This window comes from Luteibacter sp. W1I16 (assembly GCF_050434905.1).
GTDB lineage: Bacteria > Pseudomonadota > Gammaproteobacteria > Xanthomonadales > Rhodanobacteraceae > Luteibacter.
Genome location: NZ_JBNDJJ010000001.1, coordinates 496,713 through 511,926, shown reverse-complemented (window position 1 = coordinate 511,926; position 15,214 = coordinate 496,713). Strand labels below are relative to the sequence as shown.

Here is a 15,214-nt window from a genome sequence, read left to right as displayed (position 1 = left end):
GCGCGTTCGTTCGTCCAGGGAAAGCAAGCGTGCAATGAGCAGCAAGCGCGACTACTACGAAATCCTCGGTGTGGAACGCACCGTGAGCGAGGGCGACCTCAAGAAGACCTTTCGTCGCGTCGCGATGAAGTATCACCCCGACCGCAATCCGGAACCGGAAGCGCTCGAGAAATTCAAGGAAGCCAAGGAAGCCTATGACGTGCTGTCCGACGCGCAGAAGCGTGCGGCGTACGACCAGTACGGCCATGCCGCCTTCGAGGGCGGTGGCTTCGGTCGCGGCAACGGCGCCGGGTTCGGCGACGTCGGCGACATCTTCGGTGACATCTTCGGCGACATCTTCGGTGGTGGCGGTGGACGCCAGCGCACGCGCCGCGGTGCCGACCTGCGTTACATGATGGATCTCGATCTCGAGGAAGCCGTGTTCGGCGTCGAGAAGAAGATCGAGGTGCCCACGCAGGTCAATTGCCACCACTGCAACGGCACGGGCTCGGAAGACGGCAAGGTCTCCACGTGTTCCACCTGCGCGGGCCATGGCCGTGTGCGCATGCAGAACGGCATCTTTTCCATCCAGCAAGCCTGCCCGACGTGCCACGGCTCCGGCCAGAAGATCGACAAGCCCTGCAAGAAGTGTCACGGCGAAGGCCGTCTCGAAGAAGAGCGCACGCTGTCGGTACGCATTCCGGCGGGCGTGGACAATGGCGATCGCATCCGTTTGACCGGGCAGGGCGAAGCCGGTCCCGCGGGTTCGCCGGCCGGCGACCTCTACGTGGAAGTGCGCGTGCGTGAGCACAAGATTTTCCAGCGCGACGGTTCCGACCTCTACTGCGAAGTGCCCATCCGTTTCGCGCAGGCGGCGCTCGGCACCGAACTGGCCGTGCCCACGCTCGAAGGCGAGGTCTCGGTGAACGTTCCGCCGGAAACGCAGACCGGGCAGCAATTCCGCCTGCGCGGACGCGGCGTCAAGTCCGTACGTGGTGGGCGCACGGGCGATCTCATCTGCACCGTGGTGGTGGAGACACCGGTCCGTCTCACGAAGGAGCAGCGCGACCTGCTCACCCAGCTGGAAGCCACCTTCGTGGGCGAGGAAGCGGCAAAACACACGCCACGCTCGACCACCTTTATCGACGGCGTCAAGGACTTCTGGTCGCGCGTCACGTCGTAAAACGACGTTGGGGCAGGAGCGCAAGGCGCGCTCCTGCCGGTCATGGCGTCATGACGGGGCTTATTCGGCCCGCACCCACTCCTGGCTGCGTCCGATCAGCGAGAAACCCACGTAGCCGTGGACATCGAGGGTCTTCCCGCCGTCTTCGAGCTTGAGGGTGACCTTGTAGATCTTGCCCTTGGCCGGGTCGAGGATCTGGCCGCCGGACCACTCGTCGCCGTCCTTCTTCAGGCCCCACATGATGGTCATGCCTTCGATGGGCTTGTTCTTGCGCTCGCCATCGCATTCGGTGCAGAGCGGGTGCGGGCCATGATCGGACTTGAGCACCTGCAGCACCTTGCCTTCGAGCAGGCCGCCGTTCTCGGTGATCTCGACGATGGATTTCACTTCCTTGGTCTTGTCGTCGATCGTCTTCCACTTGCCCACCGGCGAGTCGTTGGCGGCCAGGGCGGGGAGGGCGCTCGCGGCAAAGGCGAGGGCGAGGGTGGTGCGGATCAGAGTCTTCATAGGCTCGGGGGCTCCCCATACGGTCAGGTACGGCCGGAGCCTGACGACCGCCGCGACGCCCGTCAAGCTGCATCGCGCCAGACCGGGCCGGCACGCACGCTGGCATAATGGCCGATCTTCGATTTTCCTCACGTGCCCCCATGACCCAGCCCACCGAAACCCTCGTCCGCGGCATCCTCGACCGCGTCATCGATCCCCACTCCGGGCAACCCCTGGGCGCGTCCCTGCGCGCCGTCGGCATCGACGGCGACCGTGTCTCGGTGGACATCCAGCTGGGCTATCCCGCCACGGGGTACCTGGAGCAGGCGGCGCATGAGGCACGCGACGCCCTGCAGGCCAATCCCGCTATCGCTTCGGCCGCCGTGTCGCTCAGCTGGCGCGTTCACGCGCACAAGGTCCAGGGCCAGCTGGCGCCGTTGCCGGGCGTGAAGAACATCATCGCCGTCGCCTCGGGCAAGGGTGGCGTGGGCAAGTCCACCGTGTCGGTGAACCTGGCCCTGGCCCTCGCGGCCGAAGGGGCGACGGTCGGCATCCTCGACGCCGACATCTACGGCCCGAGCCAGCCGCGCATGCTCGGCCTCACCGGCAAGCCGTCGTCACCCGATGGAAAAAGCATCGTGCCGATGCGCGCCCACGGCCTGCAGGCGATGTCGATCGGCGTGTTGATCGAAGAGGACACGCCGATGATCTGGCGCGGCCCGATGGTCACCCAGGCGCTCATGCAGCTCCTGACCGACACGCGCTGGGAAGAACTCGATTACCTGATCATCGACCTTCCCCCCGGTACGGGTGACATCCAGCTCACGCTTTCGCAGAAAGTGCCGGTGTCCGGCGCGGTGATCGTCACCACGCCGCAGGACATCGCCCTGCTCGACGCGCGCAAGGCGCTGGGCATGTTCCGCAAGGTGGAGGTGCCCGTGCTGGGCGTGGTGGAGAACATGGCCACGCACATCTGCACGAACTGCGGGCACGAGGAACACATCTTCGGCCAGGGCGGCGGTGCGCGCATGGCGCAGGAGGCCGGCATCGCCTACCTGGGCGACCTGCCGCTGGATATCCGCATCCGCCAGCAGGCCGACGACGGCAAGCCCACGGTGGCCGCCATTCCCGATTCCGACCTGACGGCGCGGTATCGCGCCATCGCTCGTACCACGGCTGCGAAGCTGTCGTTGCAGGCGCGCAACAAGGCCATTTCGTTCCCGAAGATCGTCATCCAGAACACCTGACGCCGTGCGCCAAGTGGCGTGTCCGGCGACGTTCCTATACCTTTCCGGCTCCAGCGAGGGAGACAGTACGTGAGCATCAAGTCCGACAAGTGGATCCGCCGCATGGCCGAGCAGCACGGCATGATCGAGCCGTTCGCCCCTGGCCAGGTCAAGGAGCGCGACGGCCACCGCCTGGTGTCTTACGGCACGTCCAGCTATGGCTACGATGTCCGTTGCGCCGACGAGTTCAAGGTGTTCACCAACATCAACTCCACGATCGTCGACCCCAAGGCCTTCGACGAGCGCAGTTTCGTCGACGTGAAGTCCGACGTCTGCATCATTCCGCCGAATTCGTTCGCGCTGGCGCGCACCGTCGAGTATTTCCGCATCCCGCGCCAAGTGCTCACGATCTGCCTCGGTAAAAGCACCTACGCGCGCTGCGGCATCATCGTGAACGTGACCCCGCTCGAGCCCGAGTGGGAAGGGCATGTGACCCTGGAGTTCTCGAACACCACGCCGCTGCCCGCGAAAATCTACGCCAACGAGGGCGTGGCGCAGATGCTCTTCCTCGAATCCGACGAAGAGTGCGAAGTGTCCTACGCCGACCGCGGCGGCAAGTACCAGGGCCAGCGCGGCGTCACCCTTCCGAGCACCTGAACGCGGCCTTCACGTCGCATCCGCGCGCGACATCCGCGCGCGGTAGACTCGCCCATTCCACGCATACCGATCCACGGAGACACCGCATGATCCGAGTTCCCACCCTGATGGCCCGCGCCGCCACGGCGCTCTTCCTCGCCAGCATGCTGGTGCTGGCCGGCTGCCATCGCGGCGCCTCGAAGTCCGACCAGGTCGCGACGGAGCAGGGCCAGTTCGACTACACCATCAAGGCGTACAAGAGCGGCCAGTTCATCGTCGATGGCGCGGTACTTTCCGCCGCCGACACCGGTAGCCACTTCGCCTACCTGAAGGACCAGGGCAAGCTGCCGAAGACGGTGCTCGTGCTGCCCAGCGACGACTCCAAGATCCGCGACAACCACCTCGGATTCCTGGCTCGCATGCAGCTGGATTACGGCTTCGCGGTGTACTACGACAAGAAGGGCGAGCTGGTCCGCCTGAACGCCGTCGAGGAAAAGGCCCGCCAGCTGGAAGACACCCCGCACAAGGCCGCCTTGCCGGATCGCATGCAGGGCAAGGAAGCGTCCAGCGGCGCCTACGACCCGCAGACGCAGCAGTAATACCCGCCGTCGAACGAAAGGGCCGCCCTCGGGCGGCCCTTTCGTTTGTACCGGTGGCTCAGGACGGCAAGGCCGCCAGGGTCGCGTCCAGCTCCGCGCGAAATCGCGCCAGGGCATCCGGTACCACGGCGCGGATGTCCCGCAGGTGCGCTTGCAGCGCTTTCGCCTGCGCGCCCAGCCGGGCGGCGCCACAAAAGCCACAGGCCGAACGCAGCCGGTGCATGCGCTCCATGAGCGCCGCCGGGTCGGTGGCCCCGGTCTCCAGTTCCCTCGCCAGTTCCACCAGTTCCGCGCGCAGCAGCGCGCGCAGGGCCTGCATGGTCGCGGGGTCGCCCGCGGCGGTCAGTCCCGCATGGTCGTCAAGCACGCGGAGGCCGCCGTCGATGCCCAAGGTCGCCGCGAGCGTGTCGACCACCGAGGCGATACGGCAGGGTTTTTCGATGACGCCCGCGAAGCCGGCCTTGAGCAATTCCGTGCGCAGGCCGGAGGGAACCTCGGCGCTGGTCGCCAGCGCGATCGCCTCTCGCGAGGCCGCCGCCGCGTCCGCGCGCAGGGCGGCCAGTACCTCGATGGCGCCGGCGTGCGGCATGCGGCAATCGAGGATCAGTGCGTCGAAGCGCTGGGCGCGTGCCAGCGCCACTGCCTCCGCGCCGTCACATGCGAGGGTCACCGTATAACCGTGCCCGCCGAGCGCGCCGGCAAGGAACTGCCTCGTCGACGGATCGTCGTCGGCGACCAGCAGCCGGCGCACACCGGCGGAGGTGTGGAGGGAGGGGGCGTCATGCGGCATGCAACGTTCCGTGTCGTTCATCTGGATTTGGCAGAATGGCCGACCATGCTCCCCGTATCAACCCGCCCGTTCATCATGCTGCTCGTCGTTTCGATCGCCTTGGGGTGGGCGAGCGGTGCGCAGGCGGGGCTGTCCGTGGGGGCCGACACACTTCAGGTGCCCGGGCTGGAGATGTCCGGGATGCAGGCCGACTTCGACGCCGCGGCCAGCGGCAAGGGCCTGGACGTCAAGCTGACGGCCGACCGTGCGGACATGCCGGCGCTCGGCTGGCGCAAGCTCGGCCTCGGCCTCGACGGTGTACTCGACCGCGACGAACTCGGACGCTGGGTCTTCGATGGCTCGATCCGCCTCAAGGGCGCGCCAGGGGGCGCCCTGGGCAATGCCACCGTGCGGATCGTCGCCGACGCCGCCGCGAACACGCTGGAAGTGTCGTTGACCCAGGAGAAGGCGTCGGCTCGCGTGGCCTTGCCGATGGATCAGCCCACTCATGCGCAGATCACGCTGAAGAACCTTCCCGCAGGCTGGCTCCAGGGCCTGCTTTCCACCGTATGGTCCGGTCGCACGACCGCGGGACGCGTCGATGCCGACCTCGCGCTCGACATCCTGGAAGAGGGCGTCCAGGCCGCGGGACAATTCGCGTTGGACGGCGTCGGCTTCGAGGGCCAGGGCGGCAAGCTCGCCGGCCAGGGCCTGTCGGGCGGCGGCCGCCTCGGCTTGGACAGTCACGCCGACGGCCAGTCGATCGACCTGGATGCCACGTTGCGCGGTGGCGACCTGCTGCTCGGGCCGCTGTACGCCGATCTGCCGTCGCACGCCGTGCAGCTGTCGGTGGGCATTCGTTCGCGCAAGGGCGAACTCGCGGTGCCGCGCTTGCGCCTGACCGATCCCGATGCCTTGCAGTTCGAAGGCGACCTCGGCTTCAACGCGAAGGGCGACCTGACACGGCTGCATATGGACCGCTTCAATGCGCGTTTTCCCGCCGCCTACAACCGCTACGGCAAGGGCTTGTTGCGAGATGCCGGCATCGACGGCCTGCGTGCCAGCGGCGAGGTGACCGGCCACGTCACCATGGAGGCCGGAGCGCTCAAGGCCTTCACCATGCAGACCGGCGGGCTCGACCTGGCGATGTCCGACGGCCGCCTCGGTATCCAGGGCTTGCGCGGTTCCCTCGACTGGAGCGCCACGGACGAACGCCCGGCGACGAAGCTCGGTTGGCGCGCGCTTCAGGTTTACCGCATTCCCAACGGTGCGGCGGAGGGCTCCTGGCGGAGCACCGGCGGCGCGTTGAAGCTCGACAAGCCGCTGGCCATTCCCGTTCTCGACGGTCAGTTGCGCGTGCTGGGCCTGACGCTGCGTCCGGCGGCCGCAAGTGGCGAACGCCTGCAAACCTCGCTGGCGCTGACCCAGATCGACATGGCCGCGTTTTGCCGTGCGCTCGGCTGGCCGGAGTTCCAGGGCAAGCTCGGCGGCGCCGTGCCGTCGCTGCGCTACGTCGACGATCGGGTGGACCTCGCGGGAGGGCTCTCCCTGAATGTCTTCGACGGCTTCGTCGACATCACCGGCATGAGCCTGTCGCGTCCCTTCGGCGACGCGCCCGTGCTGACAGGAGACATCGCCTTGCGCCAGCTCGATCTGGGGCTGCTCACCTCGGTGTTCGACTTCGGCAGCATCACCGGCCGCCTGCACGGAGCGATCGAGGACCTCCGGCTGGTCGCATGGAGCCCGGCCTCGTTCAAGGCCAGCCTCGTCGCCGACGAAGGTGGCAGGATCAGCCAGAAGGCGGTCAACAACCTCACCTCCGTCGGCGGGGGTGGCATCGCCGGTGGCCTCCAGGGCACGGTGCTGAAACTGTTCAAGACCTTCGGATACAAGCGCATCGGCCTGTCGTGCACCCTGAAAGGCGACATCTGCAGCATGGGCGGCCTGGGGCCGGCGAAGGATGGCTACACTATCGTGGAGGGCAGCGGCTTGCCGCGCCTGACGGTGGTGGGACACCAGCGCGAGGTCGACTGGCACACTCTCGTCCGCCGCCTGCAGGCCGCGACCGAAGGCGACGGGCCCGTCGTTCGATAAACCCGGGCAGCCGGCGAGCCAACGCTAGGAAATGGAGTAGAAAGCATGCGCAAACCCTTGATTGCCCTCATTGCGGCCACTGCCGTAGCGCTCGTCGGCTGCGTCACCATCAATGTCTACTTCCCCGAGGCGGCGGCGCAAAAGGCCGCGGACCAGTTCATCGGCAACGTCCTGGACGAAAGCGGGGCCAGCAAGCCATCGTCCGGGAAAGACCCTGGGCAGGCGCGTCCCGCCCCCGGAAAGCAGCCTTCCGCCTCGCTGCTCGATCTCGTCATCCCCGCGGCGCAGGCGGCGGAATCACCCGACATCCAGGTCCGTACGCCCGAAACCGACGCGATCCGGGCGCGCATGAAGGCTCGCTTCGGCGGACAGTTGAAGGCGTTGTTCGATAGTGGCGCCGTGGGCTTCACCGCCGACGGCCTTGTGGCCGTGCGCGATGCCGGGGCATTGCCGCTCGACCAGCGCTCGCAGGCGGATGCCCTGGTGAAGCAGGAAAACAACGACCGCGACACGCTCTACCGTGCCATCGCGGCGGCGAACGGCCACCCGGAGTGGGAGCCTCAAATCCGCAAGACCTTCGCCGACGGTTGGGTCCAGCGCGCACCGTCGGGCTGGTATTATCGCGATGCCTCCGGCGCCTGGAAGCGCAAGTAGGCAGTCCGCCAGGATCGCACGCCGCATCGCGGCGCGTCCTCCCAGCCAGCCCGGGCCGTCGGCGGTCCGGGCTTTACGTTTTGAGCGCATGACCGAATTCGAAGCCACCATCACCGACCTCAGCCACGACGGCCGGGGCGTCGCCCGCATCGACAACAAGGCCACCTTCGTTTCCGGCGCGTTGCCGGGCGAGCGTGTGCTGCTGAAGTATCGCAAGCGTCACCGCAACTACGACGACGCGGAGATCGTCGAGGTGCTCGAGGCAGCCCCCGAGCGCGTGGCGCCGAAGTGCCGGCATTTCGGCCAGTGCAGTGGCTGCTCGCTGCAACACATGGATCCGGCCGCGCAGATCGCCGCCAAGCAGCGCGTGCTGGCGGAAAACTTCGAGCGCATCGGCAAGGTGAGCCCCGCGTCGTGGTTGCCGCCACTCACCGACCAGCCCTGGGGCTATCGGCGCAAGGGGCGCTTCTCGGTCCGCCATGTCGCGAAGAAGGAACGCGTGCTGGTGGGCTTCCGCGAAGAAGCCAACCCGCGTTTCGTGGCGGACATCGATACCTGCGAGGTCATCCACCCCGCGCTTGGGCCGAAGGTGGGCTTGCTCGCCACGCTGATCGGCGGGCTCCACGCGGCGCGCGATATTCCGCAGGTGGAGTTCGCCGCCGGTGACGACACGGTGGCCCTGGTATTTCGTCACCTGGTACCGCTGTCGGAACGGGATCGGGCCGCCCTGGTGGCGTTCGGCAAGGAGCATGGCCTGGCGATCTACCTGCAGCCGGGCAACCAGAGCAGCGTGTATCCGATCTGGCCGGAATCGCCGCGGCTGGCATTTGCCGTGCCGGCCGAAAACGTCGAGCTGGAATTCCTGCCACTGGACTTCGTGCAGGTGAACGCCGGCATGAACCAGCGCATGCTCGCGCGCACGCTGGAACTGCTCGACCTGCAGCCCGCGGACCGGGTGCTCGACCTGTTCTGCGGCCTCGGCAACTTCACCTTGCCGATCGCGCGGCATGCCGCGGAGGTGGTCGGGGTGGAAGGCGAGCATGGGCTGGTCGAACGCGCGGCGGCCAACGCCGCCCGCAACGGCCTGGGCAACGCCTCGTTCCGCGTCGCCAACCTCTTCGAAGACCAGCGCACGGCGCCATGGGCCACGCAGCCGTGGGACAAGATCCTGCTCGACCCGCCGCGCGCCGGTGCCGACAAAGTGCTCGAGTACCTGCCTCGCAAGGGTACCTCGCGTATCGTCTACGTCTCGTGCCATCCCGGCTCGCTGGCGCGCGACGCGGGTATCCTTGTCCAGAAGCACGGCTTCAGGCTCGTGTCGGCCGGTGTCATGGACATGTTCCCGCACACCGCGCATGTCGAATCCATCGCGCTGTTCGAGCGCGGCTGACGGAGCGGAAGCCCATGGGCGTCGAAATCGAACGCAAGTTCCTCCTCGCGAACGACGGCTGGCGTTCCCTCGTGGAGCGCAGCGAGCGCATGGCGCAGGGTTACCTCGTCAATGCCGCCGCCATCGCCGCCGGGCAGGCGAAGTGTTCGGTGCGCGTGCGCATCGCCGGCGACACGGCATGGCTCAACATCAAGTCGGCCACGCTCGGTATCGAACGCCACGAGTTCGAATATCCCGTGCCGCTGGCCGATGCGGAGCATCTGCTCCACGAACTCTCCGATGGCGTGCTCGAGAAGATTCGTCACCATGTCATGCTCGATGGCGCACACTTCGAGATCGACGAGTTCCTGGGCGACAACGCCGGCCTGTTCGTCGCCGAAGTCGAACTGCCGTCGGTCGACGCGGCGTATCCGCGACCGGACTGGCTCGGCATCGAAGTGAGCGAGCAGTCCCGCTATTACAACGTCAACCTGATCGGCCGGCCCTACGCGACATGGCCGTCCGCCGAGCGGGAAGGGAAGGAGAACGCCGCATGCTGATCATCGGCCTTGCCGGTACCGAACTGGCCGCGCACGAACACGGCCGGCTCACCGCGCCAGGCGTGGTCGGGACGATCCTCTTCTCGCGCAACTTCCGTTCGCGCGAACAGGTAACGGCCTTGATCGACGCCATCCGCGAGGTCGCCGGTGACGACTTCCTCGTCTGCGTCGACCAGGAAGGCGGCCGCGTGCAGCGCTTCCGCGACGGGTTCACCCGGCTGCCGCCTCTCGCCGCGATCGGCAAGCTGTACGAGAGCGATCCGGTGGAAGCGGTGAACCGCGCCGAGGAACATGCCTGGATCATGGCCAGCGAAATGCGCGCCATAGGCGTCGACTTCAGCTTCGCGCCCGTGGCGGATCTGGAACGCGGTAGCGCCGCCATCGGCAATCGCGCCTTCCACGCCGATCCGGTCATCGCCGCGGAACTCGTGCAGGCCTATGTGCGTGGCATGCACCTGGGCGGCATGGCGGCCGTGTTGAAACATTTTCCCGGGCACGGCTCGGTGAAGGAAGACACCCACGAGTCCGTCGCCGTCGATCCTCGCGGCAAGGATGAGATCCTGCGCGACGACCTGCTGCCCTTCGTGGCTGGCATGGAAGCACGCGCGGAAGCCGTCATGGCCGCGCACGTGATCTACCCCGCCATCGACGACCGGCCGGCCGGTTATTCGCGTATCTGGATCGAGGAGATCCTGCGCGGTGAACTCGGTTTTCGCGGCTGCGTGTTCGGCGACGACATCAGCATGGCCGCGGCCGGTGGGGTCGGCGGCATCGCCGCCCGCGTCACCGCCAACCTCGATGCGGGCTGCGATCTCGTGCTGGCCTGCTTTCCCGACGTCGTTCCCGACGCGATCGCGGCGGTCGAAGGCCGCAGCGCGTCACCGGCCGAGCGTTTCGCCCCCTTGCGTGGCGCGATCGGTTCGACCTGGGAAGGACTTGTCGACAACCCCCAACGCGACCGCTTCATCGCGCGCGTGACCGCCCTGGAGTCCTGACCCGCCCATGACCGCCGCTTCGCTCGACGACGCGCTCGCGCGTTCCGACATCCTGTTCACCCGTGAACAGCTCGACACTGAAATCGCCCGCATGGGCAAGGAGATCGACATCGCCCTCGCCGGCGAACGTCCCGTCTTCCTTACCGTGATGCACGGTGCGCTGGTCTTCGCCGGACAGCTGGCGTTGTCGGTGAAGACCGACCTCGAGTTCGACTATGTCCACGCCACCCGTTACCGGGGCGAGACCCAGGGCAGCGACCTGCACTGGTTGCGCCGCCCCGAGGTGCCCTTGAACGGCCGCACCGTCCTGCTCGTGGACGACATCCTCGACGAAGGCCATACGCTGAAGGCCGTGCGCGACGCCTGCCTCGACATGGGCGCGTCACGCGTGTTGCTGGCAGTGCTCTGCACGAAGCTGCACAGCCGGCGTGCACACGGCATCGAAGCCGATTTCAACGGCGTCGACCTGCCCGACCGCTACGTCTTCGGCTACGGCATGGATTACTACGAGCAGGCGCGCAACCTGCCGGCCATCTACGCGCTGAAGGACGGAGGGCCATGAGCATCGATCTCGCCGTCATCGGCGGTAGCGGCCTGTACGCGTTCGAAGGCCTGGAGCGTGTCGAGCGCCGGCATGTCGAAACTCCCTTCGGTCCGGCATCCGGCGATGTCGTCACGGGCGATTTCCATGGCAAGCGGCTGGCGTTCCTCGCCCGCCACGGGGAGAGCCACACGCTGCCGCCGCACCGCGTGAACTACCGGGCCAACGTGTGGGCCTTGCACGCGCTGGGCGCGCGGCGCGTGGTGGCGGTGAACGCCGTGGGCGGCATCCGTGACGACATGGGGCCGCGCACACTGGTGGTGCCGGACCAGATCATCGATTACACCCATGGCCGCTACACCAGCTTCAACGATGTGGAAGGGGCGGAAGTCCGCCATATCGATTTCAGCGAGCCGTATACGGAAAGCCTGCGCCAGGCGATCGTCGCCGCCGCGCGTGCGGAAGGGCTGGCGATCGTCGACGGGGGTGTGCACGGGGTTACCCAGGGACCACGCCTGGAAACACGCGCGGAGATCGCTCGCATGAAACGCGACGGCTGCGACCTGGTGGGCATGACCGGCATGCCCGAGGCGGCGCTCGCGCGGGAACTGGACCTGGAGTTCGCATGCCTCGCGCTGGTCGCGAACTACGCGGCGGGCGCCGGCGACGAAGCGGAGATCAGCATCGAGGAGATCTTCGCCCATCTCGCGGCGGCCACGGCGAACGTACCGCCGATCCTGGGACGCCTGTTGGCCAACGCCTGATCGGAAAGCGTCCCAGTTGCGCTTTGGTCTGAAACATGATGATACTTTGTGCGCGCCGCGGGGGCAGGCCAAGGGGATCCATGGGGAACGCCTCGCCATCCGGGTGCTTCCAGTCCATGTCCAGAGGTTTCCGCAATGCGTTTCGGTACGGTCAAGTGGTTCAACGATGCCAAGGGTTTCGGTTTCATCGCGCCCGAGGACGGTGGGGAGGACGTGTTCGTCCACTTTTCTGCGATCAATTCAAAGGGGTTCCGTAGCCTTCAGGAAGGCCAGCGTGTGAAGTTCGAAGTGACCAATGGGCCGAAGGGTGCCCAGGCGTCGGGCGTCGAAATCGCGGCGTGAACGCCTCGACATTGGTGCCATGAAAGCCCCGCGCGAACGCGCGGGGCTTTTTTTTTAAAGATGGGAGCCGGCCCTGTCGGCGATGGATGCTTGCCTCGCCGCGTACCACCCACAAGAGGCGGCACGGTTTCCGACGATCACCTTTGCCGTTTTCCGGCAGCGTGCGCAGGCCCGGCATCGGACCCTGTCGGGATGCGACAGGTCTCCGGCTCATCCCTCATTGAATCGCTCGTCGCGCTGGCCGTGTTCGCGATCGGCAGCGCGTCGACCGCGGCGTGGGTGGCGCAGTCGATGGTGGTCGATGCGAGGGCGTCGCGGCTCGTCGCGGCGACCACCATCGCGGTCAGTACGGAGGCGCGCATACGCGCCGGCGGCGGCAGCATTTCCGATGTGGACATGGAGTTATTCCATGGTGCCCTCGAACGAGGGATGGGAGCGGCCGCCAAGGGCTCCTTGACCTGCGAGGTTCCCGCGCCGTGCGTTATCCGGATCGCCTGGGCGAAGCGCGAGGTGCTGTCGTGGTCGTTCGTTCCGTGACGGCGCGCGGCATGACGCTCGTCGAATTGCTCGTGGGACTGGCGGTGGCCGCCATCGTCGCCGCGGTGGCCATGACCGGCTTGTCGATCATGGGCCTCGCCGTCGTTCGCCAGCGTGCGGCGACGAGGATGGAAGACGCCGTGTGGCTGGCGCATGCGGCGATCGCCCGGGACCTGTGCGCGTCGGCGCGATGGAAGGGCTGCGTCGAAGCGCGGGGATGCACGGCGCAGGGCGTGCATGGCGGCATGCGGGCGCTCGTGCTCGACCATGCCGAATGGTTCGTCGACAAGGGACTCTGGCGATGCGAGGGCGCGGAATGCGGGACGTATCTCGATGGCATCGCCGGCGCCGAATTCATCGCCTTGTTGCAGGACGGCGGCTCGCTCCGTCAGGTGCCCTTCGCGCCGATCCATGGAAACACGGCCAAGGCGCTCGAGGTGGTGCTATGGACGTCGGATGGACACCGTTATAGCCGGACGACCGGCCGGAAGGGTTGTGCGCGGATCCACTGAGCGCGGCGCCATCCTTCTCGTGGTGCTTGCGGTGCTCGCGGTGATGGCGATCCTGGCGTCTTCCTTGTCGCGCTCGGCACGCTCGCGGGCGCTGGCCGCGCAGGAGTTTCATCAGGCGGAGTCGGACGCCCGCCGCGGGCGTGTTCCTCGTGGTGGCGGGCGCGGTGACGCCCATGCGACCATCGGCGATGGCGCGGCTGACGCGTCGTCGAATGAGGCAACCCATGGACCGCAGACGATTCCTCCAGGGGGCGACGGTCGCTTCCGGCGTGGCACTGGCCGCCAAGGGCATCGCTAAGGCGGCGCCCGCCACGAGTGGCGCGGGGATGGTTCCGCGCGTGTGTTCCACCTGGGACTTCGGCGTGGCCGCCAACCAGGCTGCCTGGAAGGTGCTCTCTTCCGGGGGGCGCGCACTCGATGCGGTGGAGCAGGGCGCACGCGTGCCGGAAGCCGATCTGCGCAACCATAGCGTCGGCCGCGCGGGTTACCCCGACCGCGATGGCAAGGTCACGCTGGATGCCAGCATCATGGACGAGCAGGGCAATTGCGGCGCCGTCGCGGCGATCGAGCATATCGCCCATCCCATCTCCGTCGCGCGCCGGGTCATGGAGCGCACGCCCCACGTGCTGCTGGTGGGTGACGGTGCGCTGCAGTTCGCGATCGAGCAGGGCTTCCCGCGCGAGGAACTGCTCACCCCCGAGTCGGAAAAGGCCTGGCACGAATGGCTGAAGACGGCGAAGTACAAGCCGGTCGCCAATAGCGAGGTCAAGAGCTACAACGCCGGTCCCGGCGGCACGCCGGGCGACGCCAGCAACCACGACACCATCGGCATGCTCGCGATCGACGCCCGGGGCAACCTGTCCGGTGCGTGCACCACCAGTGGCATGGCATGGAAGCTGCACGGTCGCGTGGGCGACAGTCCCATCATCGGCGCGGGCCTGTATGTCGACAACGAAGTGGGTGGCGCGACATCGACCGGCGTGGGCGAGGAAGTGATCCGCAACGTCGGCAGCTTCCTCGTCGTGGAACTGATGCGCCAGGGAAGGTCTCCCGAGGACGCATGCCGCGAGGCGGTGGAGCGCATCCTGCGCAAGAAGCCGAACGCGAAGGACCTGCAAGTCGGGTTCCTCGCGATGGACAAGAAGGGCAATGTCGGCGCCTGGGCGATCCAGAAGGGGTTCTCGTACGCGGTTTGCGACGCGGCGAAGCAGGACGCGTTGATCCCCGGCAAGAGCAGCTACTGACCATGGCCCTGCTCGAGATCGCGGCCAATTCGGTGGCCTCGGCGTTCGCCGCGCAGGAAGGTGGCGCGGGCCGCGTCGAACTGTGTGCCTGCCTGGAAGAGGGGGGCGTCACTCCTTCGCACGGCACGATCGCGCTGGCGCGCGAAGGCCTGGACATTCCGCTCTACGTGTTGATCCGCCCGCGCGCGGGCGACTTCGTCTACGAGAATGCGGAGGTCGAGGCGATGCTCGACGACATCGCGCATTGCCGGGCACTCGGTTGCGATGGCGTGGTCGTCGGCGCGCTCACGTCCGAAGGCGAGGTGGACGCGGACGTCTGTGCGCTGTTCGTGCGAGCGGCCGAAGGCATCGGTCTGACCTTCCATCGTGCGTTCGACCTGGTGGAGGACAGCTCCTCCGCCCTGGAAACGGTGATCGACCTCGGCTTCGAGCGTGTGCTCACCTCCGGCGGCATGCAGAGCGCCATGGCGGGCGCGTCGTCCATTGCACGGCTGGTGGCGCAGGCGGGCGGACGGATCGTGGTGATGCCGGGGGCGGGCGTCGAGCCAGGCAACGTCCTCGCGCTTCGCGAAGCGACCCGCGCACGCGAATTCCATGCCTCGGCGAAGAAGCGCCTGCCGTCGGCCATGCGCCGGACGCGTGGCGATGCGCTCGGCATGGGCGCGGGCGAGATCCGCACCGACGTCGATACCGTGCGCGCGCTGGTCGCGTCACTGGCCTGACA

18 protein-coding genes are annotated in these 15,214 nt (G+C 67.3%); 16 read left to right on the top strand and 2 right to left on the bottom strand.

The genetic code is table 11. The annotated features are described in order from the left end of the window. Positions 1–34: 34 nt before the first annotated feature. Entirely contained in the window at positions 35–1,162 is a 1,128-nt protein-coding gene (gene dnaJ / locus QFZ41_RS02260; protein WP_429197270.1) for a molecular chaperone DnaJ, read from the top strand. Positions 1,163–1,222: 60 nt separating this feature from the next. On the opposite strand, the gene QFZ41_RS02255 is transcribed toward dnaJ, so the two are convergent. Beyond that, positions 1,223–1,669, bottom strand: coding sequence for a DUF2147 domain-containing protein (locus tag QFZ41_RS02255; RefSeq protein WP_429197269.1), 447 nt, complete (start codon positions 1,667–1,669; stop codon positions 1,223–1,225). Positions 1,670–1,809: 140 nt separating this feature from the next. On the opposite strand from QFZ41_RS02255, the gene apbC reads away from it, so the two are divergent. The 3 genes from apbC (at position 1,810) to QFZ41_RS02240 (ending at position 4,109) form a co-directional block, all read left to right on the top strand. Then, complete coding sequence (gene apbC, locus QFZ41_RS02250; protein ID WP_429197268.1) at positions 1,810–2,895, top strand: iron-sulfur cluster carrier protein ApbC; 1,086 nt, start codon at positions 1,810–1,812, stop codon at positions 2,893–2,895. A 69-nt stretch (positions 2,896–2,964) separates the two neighbouring features. After that, positions 2,965–3,531 (top strand): dCTP deaminase, encoded by a 567-nt coding sequence (dcd, locus tag QFZ41_RS02245; RefSeq protein ID WP_036114141.1) that lies wholly within the window; start codon positions 2,965–2,967, stop codon positions 3,529–3,531. 86 nt (positions 3,532–3,617) lie between these two features. Next, positions 3,618–4,109 carry a hypothetical protein gene (locus QFZ41_RS02240; RefSeq protein ID WP_429197267.1) on the top strand — a complete coding sequence of 164 codons (492 nt, stop codon included), beginning with the start codon at positions 3,618–3,620 and terminating at the stop codon, positions 4,107–4,109. A gap of 58 nt (positions 4,110–4,167) precedes the next feature. Here the strand turns inward: QFZ41_RS02240 and QFZ41_RS02235 are convergent, their stop codons facing one another. Further along, positions 4,168–4,899: a response regulator gene (locus QFZ41_RS02235; RefSeq protein WP_429197266.1), complete on the bottom strand. Its 732-nt coding sequence runs from the start codon at positions 4,897–4,899 to the stop codon at positions 4,168–4,170. A gap of 45 nt (positions 4,900–4,944) precedes the next feature. On the opposite strand from QFZ41_RS02235, the gene QFZ41_RS02230 reads away from it, so the two are divergent. The 12 genes from QFZ41_RS02230 (at position 4,945) to QFZ41_RS02175 (ending at position 15,212) form a co-directional block, all read left to right on the top strand. Further along, entirely contained in the window at positions 4,945–6,972 is a 2,028-nt protein-coding gene (locus QFZ41_RS02230; protein WP_429197265.1) for a hypothetical protein, read from the top strand. 45 nt (positions 6,973–7,017) lie between these two features. Then, positions 7,018–7,626 carry a YdbL family protein gene (locus tag QFZ41_RS02225; protein WP_429197264.1) on the top strand — a complete coding sequence of 203 codons (609 nt, stop codon included), beginning with the start codon at positions 7,018–7,020 and terminating at the stop codon, positions 7,624–7,626. Positions 7,627–7,714: 88 nt separating this feature from the next. Then, a complete protein-coding gene (rlmD, locus tag QFZ41_RS02220) occupies positions 7,715–9,016 on the top strand; it encodes a 23S rRNA (uracil(1939)-C(5))-methyltransferase RlmD (protein ID WP_429197263.1) in 1,302 nt (433 codons plus the stop codon). Between the two features lie 14 nt (positions 9,017–9,030). Continuing rightward, positions 9,031–9,555 (top strand): CYTH domain-containing protein, encoded by a 525-nt coding sequence (locus tag QFZ41_RS02215; RefSeq protein ID WP_429197262.1) that lies wholly within the window; start codon positions 9,031–9,033, stop codon positions 9,553–9,555. Then, positions 9,549–10,550 carry a beta-N-acetylhexosaminidase gene (nagZ, locus tag QFZ41_RS02210; RefSeq protein ID WP_429197261.1) on the top strand — a complete coding sequence of 334 codons (1,002 nt, stop codon included), beginning with the start codon at positions 9,549–9,551 and terminating at the stop codon, positions 10,548–10,550. Before QFZ41_RS02215 ends, nagZ begins: the two co-directional genes overlap by 7 nt. Before the next feature lie 7 nt (positions 10,551–10,557). Next, positions 10,558–11,112: a hypoxanthine-guanine phosphoribosyltransferase gene (locus QFZ41_RS02205; protein ID WP_429197260.1), complete on the top strand. Its 555-nt coding sequence runs from the start codon at positions 10,558–10,560 to the stop codon at positions 11,110–11,112. After that, complete coding sequence (locus tag QFZ41_RS02200; RefSeq protein ID WP_429197259.1) at positions 11,109–11,855, top strand: S-methyl-5'-thioinosine phosphorylase; 747 nt, start codon at positions 11,109–11,111, stop codon at positions 11,853–11,855. The genes QFZ41_RS02205 and QFZ41_RS02200 overlap by 4 nt, the downstream gene beginning before the upstream one ends. A 135-nt stretch (positions 11,856–11,990) precedes the next feature. Further along, positions 11,991–12,197, top strand: a complete 207-nt coding sequence (locus QFZ41_RS02195; protein ID WP_306846354.1) for a cold-shock protein — start codon at positions 11,991–11,993, stop codon at positions 12,195–12,197. A gap of 192 nt (positions 12,198–12,389) precedes the next feature. Then, entirely contained in the window at positions 12,390–12,734 is a 345-nt protein-coding gene (locus QFZ41_RS02190) for a type IV pilus modification PilV family protein (protein ID WP_429197258.1), read from the top strand. Further along, the gene (locus tag QFZ41_RS02185) at positions 12,716–13,246 is read left to right on the top strand and encodes a PulJ/GspJ family protein (RefSeq protein ID WP_429197257.1); all 531 of its coding nucleotides are present in this window, start codon (positions 12,716–12,718) and stop codon (positions 13,244–13,246) included. The genes QFZ41_RS02190 and QFZ41_RS02185 overlap by 19 nt, the downstream gene beginning before the upstream one ends. 224 nt (positions 13,247–13,470) lie before the next feature. Beyond that, positions 13,471–14,490: an isoaspartyl peptidase/L-asparaginase gene (locus tag QFZ41_RS02180; RefSeq protein WP_429197256.1), complete on the top strand. Its 1,020-nt coding sequence runs from the start codon at positions 13,471–13,473 to the stop codon at positions 14,488–14,490. A 2-nt stretch (positions 14,491–14,492) separates the two neighbouring features. Next, positions 14,493–15,212 (top strand): copper homeostasis protein CutC, encoded by a 720-nt coding sequence (locus QFZ41_RS02175; RefSeq protein WP_429197255.1) that lies wholly within the window; start codon positions 14,493–14,495, stop codon positions 15,210–15,212. Positions 15,213–15,214: the final 2 nt, after the last annotated feature.

What these genes read in the sequence shown, in the direction of transcription:
- QFZ41_RS02235 (WP_429197266.1), bottom strand. Translation starts at nt 4,899, where the DNA reads ATGCCGCATGACGCCCCCTCCCTCCACACCTCCGCCGGTGTGCGCCGG.
- nagZ (WP_429197261.1), top strand. Translation starts at nt 9,549, where the DNA reads ATGCTGATCATCGGCCTTGCCGGTACCGAACTGGCCGCGCACGAACAC.
- rlmD (WP_429197263.1), top strand. Translation starts at nt 7,715, where the DNA reads ATGACCGAATTCGAAGCCACCATCACCGACCTCAGCCACGACGGCCGG.
- QFZ41_RS02240 (WP_429197267.1), top strand. Translation starts at nt 3,618, where the DNA reads ATGATCCGAGTTCCCACCCTGATGGCCCGCGCCGCCACGGCGCTCTTC.
- QFZ41_RS02225 (WP_429197264.1), top strand. Translation starts at nt 7,018, where the DNA reads ATGCGCAAACCCTTGATTGCCCTCATTGCGGCCACTGCCGTAGCGCTC.
- QFZ41_RS02195 (WP_306846354.1), top strand. Translation starts at nt 11,991, where the DNA reads ATGCGTTTCGGTACGGTCAAGTGGTTCAACGATGCCAAGGGTTTCGGT.
- QFZ41_RS02215 (WP_429197262.1), top strand. Translation starts at nt 9,031, where the DNA reads ATGGGCGTCGAAATCGAACGCAAGTTCCTCCTCGCGAACGACGGCTGG.
- QFZ41_RS02175 (WP_429197255.1), top strand. Translation starts at nt 14,493, where the DNA reads ATGGCCCTGCTCGAGATCGCGGCCAATTCGGTGGCCTCGGCGTTCGCC.
- QFZ41_RS02255 (WP_429197269.1), bottom strand. Translation starts at nt 1,669, where the DNA reads ATGAAGACTCTGATCCGCACCACCCTCGCCCTCGCCTTTGCCGCGAGC.
- QFZ41_RS02230 (WP_429197265.1), top strand. Translation starts at nt 4,945, where the DNA reads ATGCTCCCCGTATCAACCCGCCCGTTCATCATGCTGCTCGTCGTTTCG.
- QFZ41_RS02205 (WP_429197260.1), top strand. Translation starts at nt 10,558, where the DNA reads ATGACCGCCGCTTCGCTCGACGACGCGCTCGCGCGTTCCGACATCCTG.
- dnaJ (WP_429197270.1), top strand. Translation starts at nt 35, where the DNA reads ATGAGCAGCAAGCGCGACTACTACGAAATCCTCGGTGTGGAACGCACC.
- QFZ41_RS02190 (WP_429197258.1), top strand. Translation starts at nt 12,390, where the DNA reads ATGCGACAGGTCTCCGGCTCATCCCTCATTGAATCGCTCGTCGCGCTG.
- QFZ41_RS02200 (WP_429197259.1), top strand. Translation starts at nt 11,109, where the DNA reads ATGAGCATCGATCTCGCCGTCATCGGCGGTAGCGGCCTGTACGCGTTC.
- QFZ41_RS02180 (WP_429197256.1), top strand. Translation starts at nt 13,471, where the DNA reads ATGGACCGCAGACGATTCCTCCAGGGGGCGACGGTCGCTTCCGGCGTG.
- apbC (WP_429197268.1), top strand. Translation starts at nt 1,810, where the DNA reads ATGACCCAGCCCACCGAAACCCTCGTCCGCGGCATCCTCGACCGCGTC.